The 11,869-nt window shown below is 60.4% G+C and carries 13 protein-coding genes and 1 other RNA gene; all 14 read right to left on the reverse strand.

Translation table 11 applies throughout. The features are described from left to right. A complete protein-coding gene (locus FQP90_RS10375; protein ID WP_144649876.1) occupies nucleotides 1–981 on the reverse strand; it encodes a S1C family serine protease in 981 nt (326 codons plus the stop codon). Between the two features lie 151 nt (nucleotides 982–1,132). Further along, nucleotides 1,133–1,501: a transfer-messenger RNA gene (ssrA, locus tag FQP90_RS10380) on the reverse strand. Between the two features lie 103 nt (nucleotides 1,502–1,604). Further along, on the reverse strand, nucleotides 1,605–2,075 hold the full coding sequence (gene smpB, locus FQP90_RS10385) for an SsrA-binding protein SmpB (RefSeq protein WP_026540087.1): 471 nt from the start codon (nucleotides 2,073–2,075) through the stop codon (nucleotides 1,605–1,607). A 74-nt stretch (nucleotides 2,076–2,149) separates the two neighbouring features. Further along, entirely contained in the window at nucleotides 2,150–3,565 is a 1,416-nt protein-coding gene (locus FQP90_RS10390; protein ID WP_144649878.1) for a M23 family metallopeptidase, read from the reverse strand. Between the two features lie 56 nt (nucleotides 3,566–3,621). Next, complete coding sequence (gene ftsX / locus FQP90_RS10395; RefSeq protein WP_144649880.1) at nucleotides 3,622–4,536, reverse strand: permease-like cell division protein FtsX; 915 nt, start codon at nucleotides 4,534–4,536, stop codon at nucleotides 3,622–3,624. Further along, a complete protein-coding gene (gene ftsE / locus FQP90_RS10400; protein ID WP_026540084.1) occupies nucleotides 4,533–5,297 on the reverse strand; it encodes a cell division ATP-binding protein FtsE in 765 nt (254 codons plus the stop codon). Before ftsE ends, ftsX begins: the two co-directional genes overlap by 4 nt. Before the next feature lie 222 nt (nucleotides 5,298–5,519). Next, nucleotides 5,520–6,638, reverse strand: coding sequence for a peptide chain release factor 2 (prfB, locus tag FQP90_RS10405; RefSeq protein WP_144649882.1), 1,119 nt, complete (start codon nucleotides 6,636–6,638; stop codon nucleotides 5,520–5,522). Nucleotides 6,639–6,704: 66 nt separating this feature from the next. Beyond that, entirely contained in the window at nucleotides 6,705–7,115 is a 411-nt protein-coding gene (locus tag FQP90_RS10410; protein WP_144649884.1) for a pilus assembly protein TadG-related protein, read from the reverse strand. A 41-nt stretch (nucleotides 7,116–7,156) separates the two neighbouring features. Further along, nucleotides 7,157–7,684 (reverse strand): hypothetical protein, encoded by a 528-nt coding sequence (locus FQP90_RS10415; RefSeq protein WP_144649886.1) that lies wholly within the window; start codon nucleotides 7,682–7,684, stop codon nucleotides 7,157–7,159. Beyond that, complete coding sequence (locus tag FQP90_RS10420) at nucleotides 7,665–8,012, reverse strand: TadE family protein (protein ID WP_208759981.1); 348 nt, start codon at nucleotides 8,010–8,012, stop codon at nucleotides 7,665–7,667. Before FQP90_RS10420 ends, FQP90_RS10415 begins: the two co-directional genes overlap by 20 nt. Nucleotides 8,013–8,137: 125 nt before the next feature. Continuing rightward, a complete protein-coding gene (locus FQP90_RS10425) occupies nucleotides 8,138–8,389 on the reverse strand; it encodes a hypothetical protein (protein ID WP_144649890.1) in 252 nt (83 codons plus the stop codon). Between the two features lie 59 nt (nucleotides 8,390–8,448). Continuing rightward, entirely contained in the window at nucleotides 8,449–9,390 is a 942-nt protein-coding gene (locus FQP90_RS10430) for a type II secretion system F family protein (RefSeq protein ID WP_144649892.1), read from the reverse strand. Further along, nucleotides 9,387–10,241, reverse strand: coding sequence for a type II secretion system F family protein (locus FQP90_RS10435; RefSeq protein ID WP_144649894.1), 855 nt, complete (start codon nucleotides 10,239–10,241; stop codon nucleotides 9,387–9,389). Before FQP90_RS10435 ends, FQP90_RS10430 begins: the two co-directional genes overlap by 4 nt. Next, nucleotides 10,241–11,464, reverse strand: coding sequence for a CpaF family protein (locus tag FQP90_RS10440; protein WP_144650049.1), 1,224 nt, complete (start codon nucleotides 11,462–11,464; stop codon nucleotides 10,241–10,243). The genes FQP90_RS10435 and FQP90_RS10440 overlap by 1 nt, the downstream gene beginning before the upstream one ends. Between the last annotated feature and the right edge of the window lie 405 nt (nucleotides 11,465–11,869).

Consider the following 11,869-nt stretch of genomic DNA (forward strand, 5'->3'; position numbering starts at 1 on the left):
TCACTGCTGGCTCATCTCAGAAGGTACTGCGATGAGTTGGAGCGTTGTTCCTTCCCGCAGCACCGTCAAACGGAATGGTTCCCCAATGGCTTCCCCGAACAGCAGCTTCTGGAGGCTTTCCGCGCTGGAAACTGCCCTGCCTTGGGCACGCAGCACCAGATCCCCTGGCTGGAGTCCGGATAGTTCTGCCGGCGAATTCGGAATCACCTCCACCACGCGCAGACCTTCCTTCTGACCTGTACGCACCACAGCACTCGCATCGAGCGGTATTGGCGTGCTGACCAGGCCCAGATAGGCGCGACGCACCCGGCCGTGCTTCAGCAATGAGGCGATAATCCGTTGAGTTGTTGTGTTGATTGGCACTGCCAGTCCCAGCCCAAGACCTGCCACGGCTGTGTTGATTCCGACGATGCGGCCTTGGGTATCGGCCAACGCGCCTCCCGAATTGCCGGGATTCAGTGCCGCATCCGTTTGGATGACGTCCTCGATGACACGCCGATGCTCACCTGCCCGGACGGGTATGGAGCGCCCCAAGCCGCTCACCACGCCGGCCGTCACGGAGCCCGCCAACCCGAGTGGGTTGCCGACGGCGATCACCAACTGGCCTACTCGCAAGGTATCGGCATTGCCCAACGAGGCTGGTGGCGGGGTGGACTTGAGGCCCCGGACCACTGCAAGGTCGGACAAAGGATCTGCGCCCACCAGCTCAACATCGGTGTGCTTGCCGTCGGCGAACACGGCCCTGCCGGACTGGATGCCCGCAACCACATGGGCGTTGGTCAGCATGTATCCATCACCCGTGAATACAACAGCCGACCCGCTTCCCACGCGTACTCCTCCTCGGCGGCCGGTACTGGTCATCTCGATGGCGGCAACATGGGGCGTGACGGACTCAGCCACGTGAATGACGATTCGTGAGTAGGCATCCAGGACTTGATCGTCATCTTGGTCCTGCTGTTCGAACTGTGGCTCGGTGCTCATCGCTTGCCTCCTGCTGCCCGCTTTTCCGTGCCTACCCACTACAACCGCCAGGCCCGGTCCGGTAGTCCAAATCCGGGTACGCCGTGGGTGAACGCTTCTGCTTCCGGGCACAAAGAAAGCCCCCGGATCTTGAAGATCCAGGGGCTTTCCCAGGTGGAGATGGGGGGAATTGAACCCCCGTCCGATGTCGTTTTGTCAGGGCTTCTCCGGGCGCAGTTTGCGTCGGATTTTCTCGGCCCCAGCCATCCTGCAAACAGGTGGCTGATCCGGGCCCAGTCATCTAAGAGTCCCGTTTACCTCAATGACGAAGGCAAACAGCAGTGGCTATCTAAATGACGCCAGGATCCGGGGCGACAGCAACCCCGGGCTGACGGACTGTCTTACTGCTTAGGCAGCGAGAGCGAAGTCAGTGCGCTTAGATTCGGCACTTATTGGTTTGCAGACAGCGTTTACGAGATAATTCTGCATCCTCGGCCCGCTTCACCTGTCGCGACTAACATCGTCGAAACCGATCATCCCCGTATTTTGTTACCAAACCCGGCAAGAACTTTGAGTTCATGTCGGACTACTTATCATAACGCATGCGCCGGGTAAGTCATTCCCGGGAGCAGCCCCGCATGTTGCTAGCGTCGATTGCGTTCCCGCAACTCACGCAAGGATTCGCGCTTGTCCTGCTGCTCGCGGAGGGTCTGGCGCTTATCGTAATCCTTCTTACCGCGGGCAATCGCAATCTCCACCTTGGCCCTGCCGTCCAGGAAATACAGTTGGAGGGGCACCACGGTGAATCCGGATTCCCGGATCTTCTGCGAAATTTTGTCCAGTTCTTCGCGGTGCAGCAAAAGCTTACGACGCCGGCGCGCGGCATGGTTGGTCCAGCTCCCCTGGTGATACTCAGGGATATGGATACCCTCCATCCATAGTTCGTCGTTGTAGAACGTGCAGAAGCCATCGACCATGGAGGCGTGCCCCTCGCGGAGGGACTTCACTTCTGTTCCCATGAGGGCAATGCCAGCCTCATAGGTATCCAGGACATGGTAGTTATGCCGGGCCTTCCGATTGGTGGCCACTACCTTACGGCCACTTTCCTTGGGCACGGTAGAACTCCTTGTTAGATGCGGATTTCAACTAGTGTACGCCAGCACGAAGACACCTCCGCGCTGACTCAACGCTAGAGAAGGTTCATGGGATCCTGGGCAGAACCATTCAGCCAGGTTTCGAAGTGCGCGTGGCAACCTGTGGAGTTGCCGGTGCTCCCCGAGTACGCGATGAGCTGCCCGGCCGAGACCCGCTGGCCGTTCGCCACCACGATGCTGCTGTTGTGGTAGTAAATGGTGGTCAGCGAGTTTCCCTGCACCACGCCGTGGGAGATCTTCACGCGCCAGCCACCGCCATCGGCAGAGTTCCATCCCGAGTTGAAGACTTCCCCGGCGGCAGCCGCATAAACGGGAGTACCGCACGCTGCACCGAAGTCAATGCCGGTGTGCATATACCCACCCGTACCGTAGAAGTCGATGGTGCCTGGCGGAGTCGCCCGCCAGCCGAACCCTGAAGTGATGGGCACATAGCTGGCGAAGGGGTGACGCAGCCCAAAGGCTGATGGCGATCCAGCTGCCGGTGGAACATACGGCTGTTCCGGGGGCGCAGGCCGCCCGGCTGCCGCTGCTGCTGCGGCGGCCGCCGCTGCCGCTTCTTCGGCAAGACGGCGCTGCTCTGCCTCCCAAGCTTCCCTGAGCTTACGGTCGCGTTCAACAATTTCCGCTGCCACTGAGTCCTGCTCCGCTTTCACCCGGGCGAGGTTCGCTTCGATGCCCGGCTTGGCGGCCTGCAGCTGTCCATTGAGGCGGGTGGTATCTTCAATCAGCTTGTCGACTTCGGCCTTCTTGCTTGCTGCCGCGTCCCTGGCTGACTTTTCGCGTTCCAGCGCAGCGTCCGCCTTCGCCTTCAGGTCCTGAATCTCTTCCTCGACTGCTACGAGCCTTGCCTGGGAGTTCACGTTGGTGGCATTCTGCTGGGTCAGCTTGGTCATCGCGGCGTTCTGGCTCCGCATGGCCTGGTCAGCCAAGTCCATGGACTCCGTCAGGCTGCCGGACTCGCTGGACCCGAACAAAAGGGCGATATTCGTAGGAACGCCACCAGACTTATAGGCCTGGGAAGCGATCTGCCCGATCAGCTTCTTGGTGTCCGTAATCTTCTGCTTATCGCTTTCCAACTGCTCGGTGATCTTGGCCTTGTTCTGTTGGGCCAACTCAACCCTTGCTGCCAAGGCTTCGACTTCCTTGACCGCACGCGCAACTCGCCCCTGTGCCTCGAGCAGGGCCTGTTGCGCCCCCGGGAGGCGTCCCTGGTAGATCACCAGGTCCCCTGCGGCCTTTGCGATGTTGGCGTCGACGAATTCAAGGGAGGCTTGGACACGGGCCGCTTCTGCTTCGAGCGCGGCTTGCTGGTCCTCCAGATTGTCGGCCTGCGCCGCCGGGGCGCCCGACAGGAGACTGACAGCCAGACCGACGGCAAGAACGGCACCCAATATCCGAGCGTGCCCCGACGCAAGACGCTGGCGCAGGGAGTTCGGGTCCAACGTGGTCATCAGGAGTCCTTTTTCGCTTATCGGCACGGTTGTTCGTTGAATCCGGCGTTTCATGGCTAAACCTTGAGGTAACGCCGGAGCGTCAACAAGGAGGATATCCCGGCCAAACCCGCACCAAGGGCTATGAGCACCGGTGCAATCACCAGGACCTGCGTGGAGGATATGAACGGAGTGTTGAGGAATTGCTTCGACAGGTCGCCGTTGAGCCAGAAATGAGCCATCAGCCAGAGCGTGGTGGATGCCAACAGCGCCCCGACGACGGCTGCTATGACGCCTTCCAGGATGAACGGAAGCTGAATGACCGTCTTCGATGCGCCCACCAGTCGCATGATCCCGGTTTCCCGTCGTCGGCTGAACGCCGATAGGCGGATGGTGGTGGTGATGAGCAGAACCGCGCAGAAGATCATTACCGCCGCCACGCCCATGGCTGCTACGGAGGCGCCGTTCATCCAGGAGAAGATGCGTTCAAGAACCTGTCTCTGGTCGGAGACCGTTTCGACACCCGGCTGAGAGGAGAACGTCTCGCTGATGATCTGGTACTTCTCGGGGTTCTTCATGTTGATGCGGAACGAGGCCGGCAACTGGTCTTCCGACACCGAATCCACAATCGGTGAATTGGAAAACTGCTCCTTGAAGTGGGTGTAGGCCTCGGCTTGGGATTCGAACTGGAAGTCGTTGATGTACTGCTTGACCGCCGGCGATTCCAACATGGCCTCAAGGTTGTCCTGCTGCTCCTGGGTGGCCGGCCCGGAAGCGCAACCCACCGCCGTCGAGCCGTCATTGCAGAGGAACACAGCAACCTGGACTTTGTCGTACCAGTAGCCCTTCATCTGGTTGATCTGCATCTGCAGCATCCCAGCAGCGCCAACGAACGTCAGGGAAACAAATGTCACAAGCACCACGGAAATTACCATAGACAGGTTGCGGCGCAGACCGCTGCCGATTTCCCCCAGGATAAACAGAAGCCTCACAGCTGTGCCCCCTGCGCGCGGTCGAGCTCTTCGCCACTAGCGTCCCTGAGCCGGCGCGATTCGCCGACCACCGGAATCATCGACGTGTAGAGCGCCTTGGCTTCGTCGCGGATGACCTTGCCGTTCTTTAGTTCCACCACACGGCGACGCATTTCATTGACGATGTCGTCGTCGTGGGTTGCCATGACCACCGTGGTGCCGTTCTGGTTGATTTTGTCCAGGACTCCCATAATTCCCATCGAGGTGATGGGGTCCAGGTTTCCGGTCGGTTCGTCCGCCAGCAGGATGCCGGGACGATTGACGACGGCGCGCGCGATGGCCACGCGCTGCTGCTCACCGCCTGAGAGTTCGTGGGGCATGCGGCGTTCCTTGCCCTCCAAGCCCACCGTCTTCAGGACCTCGGGGACTGTTTCGCGAATGATGGAGCGGCTCTTGCCGATCACCTGCATGGCGAAAGCTACGTTGGCGAAAACGTTCTTCTGCGGGAGTAACCGGAAGTCCTGGAAAACCACACCGATTCCGCGCCGGAGCTTGGGGACACGCCAACTTGAAATGTTGGCAACGTTCTGGCCAGCGACGTAGACGGAACCGGAGGAGGCTTTGTCTTCTTTCAGGATCAGCCGAAGAAACGTGGACTTGCCGGAGCCCGAGGCGCCCACCAAGAAGGTGAATTCACCACGGTTGATCTCAAGGCTCACAGAGTCGAGCGCCGGTCGGGCATTCTGCTCGTAGACCTTGGTGACATTCTCAAATCTGATCATGGCCCTTTTGAACCCCGCCGGACATGACATAGTCGCCCAGTCCAACAGCCGGAGCGCGGGCTTTCGATGGGGGAAGTGAGAGCACCGGCCACTCGACTATACGCACGGGTATGCCGCACATCCGGGGGTTTCAGGGGCGTGTCGCAGAATCCGGGATCACTTGCCGGCCTGCCCACCGACGACTCCCCCCGCGCGGCTGGTGGGTGTAGTTGACTGGTGCGTTTAGTTCGCTGCTGCGTTCCGGTTGCCCGTACGCCAGCGAATGCCGGCGTCGATGAAGTCATCGATCTCACCGTCAAATACAGCTGACGTGTTGCCCACCTCATGTTCCGTCCGCAAGTCCTTGACCATCTGATACGGATTCAGCACATATGAGCGCATCTGATCGCCCCAGGACGCTTTGACGTCTCCGGCCAAGGCCTTCTTCTCAGCGTCCTGCTGTTCCTTTTTGACCAACAGCAAGCGGGACTGAAGCACGCGCATGGCGGCTGCACGGTTCTGAAGCTGCGATTTTTCGTTCTGCATGGATACCACGATGCCCGTGGGGATGTGGGTGAGCCGCACGGCGGAATCCGTGGTGTTGACCGACTGGCCACCGGGGCCGGAGGAGCGGAAAACGTCAACGCGGATTTCGTTGTCGGGGATCTCGATGGAGTCTGTCTGTTCGATCAAGGGGATGACCTCAACCGCTGCAAAGGATGTCTGGCGGCGCCCCTGGTTATCGAAGGGACTAATACGAACCAGCCGGTGGGTACCGGCTTCGACACTCAAGGTGCCGAAGGCGTAAGGAGCCTTCACTTCGAAAGTGGCGGACTTCAAGCCGGCTTCTTCGGCGTAGGACGTGTCCATGACGGTGGTCGGATAGCCGTGGCGTTCGGCCCATCGCAGGTACATCCTCATCAGCATCTCTGCGAAATCGGCAGCATCAACGCCGCCGGCTCCAGCCCTGATAGTGACTACAGCCTCTCGCTCGTCATATTCGCCCGCGAGCAGGGTGACCACTTCGAGTTCCGCCAACGCCTTACGGATGGAGGACAATTCCTTCGCTGCTTCCTCCATCGAAGCGTCGTCGCCCTCGTCCTGGCCGAGTTCCACGAGGACTTCGAGGTCGTCAATCCGGGAAGCGAGCTTAGAAAGCCGCTCTACTTCGGACTGCCGGTGCGACAACCGCGACGTCACCACCTGGGCCGAAGCGGGGTCGTCCCAGAGGTCCGGGGCTCCTGCCTGCTCGCTCAGTTCAGCGATCTCAGCTTTGAGGGCATCAACATCGGTAACGTTCTCGATGGAGCTGTAAGTTGCGCGAAGTGCGCGGATTTCTGCGGGAAAATCTATCTCAGCCATGGTCATCCCAGCGTACGCTATCCACCGCGCTCCCCTGACGGCGGACGTCGAATGATTGCCCGACGATCACTGCGTCAGCTTGGACCGAGCGGTGGACCTGGCTTCGACCATGATCCCTTCCGGCAACAGGATGCTGACCACTGGCGGATGCGCGACGGCGGTGAGTACAACCACCGATGTTCCTCCCGGCTCGCTTCCAGTTCCAGCCCCGATGCTCAACTGGTCGTGGCGGGCATAGGCATTGCTGCTGGTGAGGTAGGAGGCCGCTGCAGTCAGCACCCGTTCGTCCACCAGCGAGGTGGAAGGCTTGCCGCCTCCACCGATGTCCGCCACCATGAATGAGTCGGCGGCGGCGAGCGCAGCTCCATCGGCCAAGGACAGCAACTTCTTGTGTTCAAGGTAGACGGCTGAAGCAGCCATCACACCAGCGGCCAGGAGGAGCGCCAGCACAACGAAACCCACGATGAGAACCGTCATCTGTCCCTCTTCACTGGACTGGTCGGCTGGCCGAAACACCGTCATGCGAATCGCCCAACGACCTGTGCTGCCGAGGCACTAAGCCGGCTGGCTCTCACGTCTCCAAAGGGAACCAAGGGCAACGGAACATCCAACCACACAGTCACCGTGACCATTGTTCCTGCAGACAGGCAATCCGATCGATCGCACGTGATATCCATGCTGGCTTGCTCCCGTGTGTAGCCGTAGTCCCTCAGCGCCACCAAAACGGTTTGCTCTGCCGCGGTTCTCGCGTTGGCGGGATCGCCTTGGGTAACGAAGACCTTTGCTGCTTGGTCCGCTGCTCCGACGACAGCAAAAGACCCGCCCTGAATCTGGCCCACTGTCACTATGAAATAGACCACGGGAACCATGAGCAGTAGCGCCAGAAACGTAAACTCCACCACGGCGCTTCCGTTTTGCGCATTGGATGTCCGGGCGCAGGTGGTGGCCTTTTCCGTCGAACCACTGCGCAGGCACAGTGCGATACGCAGCCTCCCCTTCAAAGTGTCCAAAAGTGGATTGAGCACATCAGCCCGGGAGAGCGGCATGTCCCTTCACCTCCAACAATCCGCCGGGACCAAGAAGCCCCACCACAGGCATGGGTGCCCGCACTGTCACCTCCAGGGTCTGAATGCCATCGACGGACACCTGGATTGAGGTGACATCCCGGGCAAAATCGCCGTTCAACGACCGTCCAGCCAATTCTGCGGCTCGCGCCTTGGCATCCAGAGGAGTGCGGTCGGCCAGCGCTCCGTAGCGGGCTCCCGAGGCTGCAGCATCGATGAGTGTGTTTCTTACATGCAGCACCAGCATGAGTTGGACAATCGACAAGAAGAACAAGGTCAGCAGCGCCCCGACCAAGACGAAGTCGACCACCGCAGAGCCATGTTCTTTGGTAAGTACCGGCCGTGGTTCAGCCTTGGCTCCCCGCTGCGCAGGATGGGAACTCAGTGCGGTGGAGGAACAGTGGCAGGAAACGCGGGTTCTGCCCGCCGAGTGTCCTACTTGCCCACCATGTCTATTGCCTGGTTGAAGAGGCCCTCCAAAGCTGGCGTGGCCAGCGCAAGAAGCGCGGCAACGAGGACAGCTGACATTAATGTGATCATCACCCAGCCTGGTACATCGCCGCGCTCACGTTCTTCCGTCAAGGGCGCCCTCCGCGTTGCCATCGTCAGGAGCCACCAGCCGCAGCCAAGGAGCAGGATGAATGCGGCTGGCGCGTGCTTCGTGATTCGTTTCGTGATTCGTTTCATGGTTCTCCTCAACGTGTGTGGTGCCAGTTAGTGGTGGTTCGTGGATTCTTGATGAGGCACTAAAGACTCAAATCCAAAGCGGATATGGCCGGAAAGGCTGCGAAGAGAACCGTGAGTGGAAGCACGCCGAAGACGACCGGCACCATCATGGCGATCTCCTTTCGACCGGCCGACTCCATGAGCTCGCGTTTTGCGGCGTCACGGACATCCGCAGCCTGCGCCCGCAGAACATCGGCCAAGGGTGTCCCTCGTTCGACGGCAACCACCAGACCGTCGAAGAACCTGACCAGCGGAGGCAGCTCGGCCCGTGAAGCGAAGGCCTGAAGGGACTCTGCCAGCGGCTTCCCGGAGCGTGCGTCCGCCAGGACGATAGCGAATTCTTTGGAGAGCTCGCCGTGTGAGCTGCGGCTCACTCTGTCCATCGCACCCATGGCACTTTCTCCGGCGGCAACCGCGAGCGCCATAAGTTCGGCAAGGCTTGGAAATTCGGACAGCATTCTTGTTTCCCGCTGCTTGATCCGCTGACCCAGCGCATAATCGCGGAGCAGGTAACCGCCCAACGCGCTGCCCATGACGGAAACCAATGACACCGCTGGGTTGAATTGCCCAGAAGCTGCGCCAGCGGCTACCAAGAACAATGCGAGCACAAAACCCGCGCCTGCCCACAGAAGCTGCTCTGCCCTGAAATCAAGAGTCGACTTCGACGACCCGGCACGCGCGAGCCTTCTCCCCAAGGCATCGGACCCGACGTTGACGCGGGGTAGATAAGCCATTGCATCGCGGAAGATAGGGCGGACTATCCGTTCGAGCGGTCCAAACGGCGTCAAGTTATGTGTTGGGGCGCGCAGAAGGCGCGATTCCAGATTCCGGGCCTTCAACTGTGGTTCGATGCGGTCCGAAAATGTCGGCCTCCGCATGAAAGGCAGTCGCGCGAGGATCAACCAATTGCCCGCTCCAAGAAGCAATCCGCACAGGACTGCAAACGCGGTGGAAGTACTCATCGAAGGATCCGCTCATCCTCAGGCAACGCACCAACGCGAAGCATGACGGAATAGCAGACGACTGAGACCAACACGCCACCGAGCAGCACCATGGCTCCCATGCCGGAGTTGTAGGCCAGCATTGCTTCCGGCCGGCTGGCCATCACCATCAGGACGATCCATGGCGCCGTTACAGCCAGCCGCGCCGCATTGATGGTCCACGATTGCCGGGCCTCCAGCTCACTCCGGGTCCGCGCGCTGTCACGCAAGAATTCGGCCAAGGTTCCGAGCATGCGTCCGAGGTCCGAACCTCCCACTTCGCGGGTCATTCGAAGTGCCTCCACAATGCGGTCCGCGACGGGATCTGCCAGGCGATCTTTGAGCTTGTTCAGGGCAGCGTCAAACTGACCACCGGATCTGTAATCTGCCCCAAAGTCCAGGAACAACGGCCTCAGTTCCTCCGGCCCCTTGTGACCCAGTTGGATCAGTGCCTCCGGCAAGGCAAGACCTGCGCGAATGGCGGAACGCATATGGTCCACAACGTCCGGCCACAGGATGCGGAGTGCCGCCCGCCGCTTCCGCGCTCTCCAACGCACAGCCGCGAAAGGAATCCAGGAGCTAAAGAGCCCGAAGCACACGGACACCGGCGGCGATCCCGTCAAGATGTAGAACACAAGGAGTGAAAAGACGCCCAAACCCGCACATGTAGCAAGCAGTCCACCGCCGCTGACCTTCTCAATTCCTGCGGACACCAGCAGGAGGTCAAGGCGTCGAGGCTTACTAGCCTTGGTGGCTGAAGACGGCTGCTCCCACGCTGACCACCACACGAGGAACACCCCAAGCCCGCATATAATCCCCAACAGTGGCGCCATCAGTTCAACTCCAGGAGCGCAGCAACATCAAAACCTGCACGGGAGAATTTTTCCGCGGCCGGCATGGAGTTGGCATGGGGCTGGAGCTGTCCGGCGACCATTCCGAACACTATTGAAGACTCGATGATCCCGTTTTCGACGCGTCGGCCCAGCGACAGTACCTCTGTCACCTGCCTCCGGCCCGTGGAGTGCCGGGCACAGTGCACTACGAGGTCGATGCAGGATGCGACAGTGGGGACGACGAAGGCACTGGAAATATTCGCTCCTGCCAGCAGTGGGAGCGTGCAGATCTTGGTGACGGCGTCGTGGGCGGAGTTGGCGTGAACGGTGCACATTCCGGGAAGCCCGGAATTGAGCGCAATCAGCATGTCCAGGCTCTCCGCTTCGCGGACCTCGCCAACCACCAGCCGGTCCGGTCTCATCCTCAGTGCTTCCTTAACAAGCCGCCTCAACGGAATTTCGCCCTCCCCCTCCAGGTTGGACTGGCGGCATTGCAGCCCGACCACATCACGTAGAGGAAGTTGCAATTCGAAGACTTCCTCCACCGTGATGACGCGTTCCCGGGAACCGACATTCGCAGCCAGGCAGTTCAGCATGGTGGTCTTCCCGGCCTGGGTGGCACCTGATACGAGGATGTTGAGCCCACTGGCCACTGCCGCACCCAGGAATCTGGCGGCCTGAGGCGTCAGGCTTCCCATGTCCACGAGGTGTTCCAGCCGGCTTGCCCTCGAGATGAATTTTCTGATGTTGACGGCCCAGTGCTTCCGGGTGATGTCTGGAATCGCCACGTGCAACCTGGACCCGTCCGGCAGGGCCGCATCAACGAAGGGCGACGAAAGGTCCAGCCTGCGGCCCGAGCTTTTCAGCATCCTTTCCACGAGGTCGCGAACCTGCTGCTCGCTGAGACTTATGGCAGTCAGCTCGGACTCACCGTTACGGGCAACGTAGATCTCGTGCGGAGCGTTGATCCATATCTCTTCGATCCCGACATCATCCAGGAGTGGCTGGAGTGGCCCATACCCCGCCACGGCATCGAAAATTTGTCGCCGGGCGGTCTCAAGGTGGCCCAGCGGCGGAAGCGGGCCCAGAAGCGTCCGTTCGTCGTAGTCGTTGACCGCCGCCTCAACAAGGCGCCGGACATCCGCAGCTTGTTCCAACGGATCAAGCCCGCGGCGTCGGATGAGCTCCCGGACCTCGCCTTCGACGATCCCTACAGCATCCACATCTCCCCCAAATGATCTAGAACCCGTAAACGAGAGGCGCATCTCGAGTCATTCACGCTAAGCGAGCCACTTATCAGCCTCAAGTTGCTTCTCAAGAGATGTGGATAACCTCGGATCACCAGTCACGTCAGCAACCTCCATCCCACTAGTCACTCCAGTTTCAGGATGTTAGGGTAAAGGCCGTTAGGAGCTGGCCTTTGGTCCCATGCGCAGGCGCCCGCCCCGGAGCTTGTCCGCAAGCCACACCATGCGCCGCTGAGCCGCGGTACAGGGCCGGATGTGAAGATGAAAAGACGTTCAATTGACCCGGTCCGCCGCACCCCGCTGGCACGGGCAGGCCTAGCGCTCACGATCGCCCTCGTTGCGGGCAGCTGCATCGGAGCTCCTGCGTGGGCTGAGACCACT

This window comes from Paenarthrobacter nitroguajacolicus (genome assembly GCF_007786235.1).
Lineage (GTDB): Bacteria > Actinomycetota > Actinomycetes > Actinomycetales > Micrococcaceae > Arthrobacter > Arthrobacter nitroguajacolicus_A.

Coding starts and splice junctions, on each gene's coding strand:
- FQP90_RS10375 (WP_144649876.1), bottom strand. CDS start 981: ATGAGCACCGAGCCACAGTTCGAACAGCAGGACCAAGATGACGATCAA.
- FQP90_RS10390 (WP_144649878.1), bottom strand. CDS start 3,565: ATGACCACGTTGGACCCGAACTCCCTGCGCCAGCGTCTTGCGTCGGGG.
- ftsE (WP_026540084.1), bottom strand. CDS start 5,297: ATGATCAGATTTGAGAATGTCACCAAGGTCTACGAGCAGAATGCCCGA.
- prfB (WP_144649882.1), bottom strand. CDS start 6,638: ATGGCTGAGATAGATTTTCCCGCAGAAATCCGCGCACTTCGCGCAACT.
- FQP90_RS10410 (WP_144649884.1), bottom strand. CDS start 7,115: ATGACGGTTCTCATCGTGGGTTTCGTTGTGCTGGCGCTCCTCCTGGCC.
- FQP90_RS10415 (WP_144649886.1), bottom strand. CDS start 7,684: ATGCCGCTCTCCCGGGCTGATGTGCTCAATCCACTTTTGGACACTTTG.
- FQP90_RS10425 (WP_144649890.1), bottom strand. CDS start 8,389: ATGAAACGAATCACGAAACGAATCACGAAGCACGCGCCAGCCGCATTC.
- FQP90_RS10430 (WP_144649892.1), bottom strand. CDS start 9,390: ATGAGTACTTCCACCGCGTTTGCAGTCCTGTGCGGATTGCTTCTTGGA.
- FQP90_RS10435 (WP_144649894.1), bottom strand. CDS start 10,241: ATGGCGCCACTGTTGGGGATTATATGCGGGCTTGGGGTGTTCCTCGTG.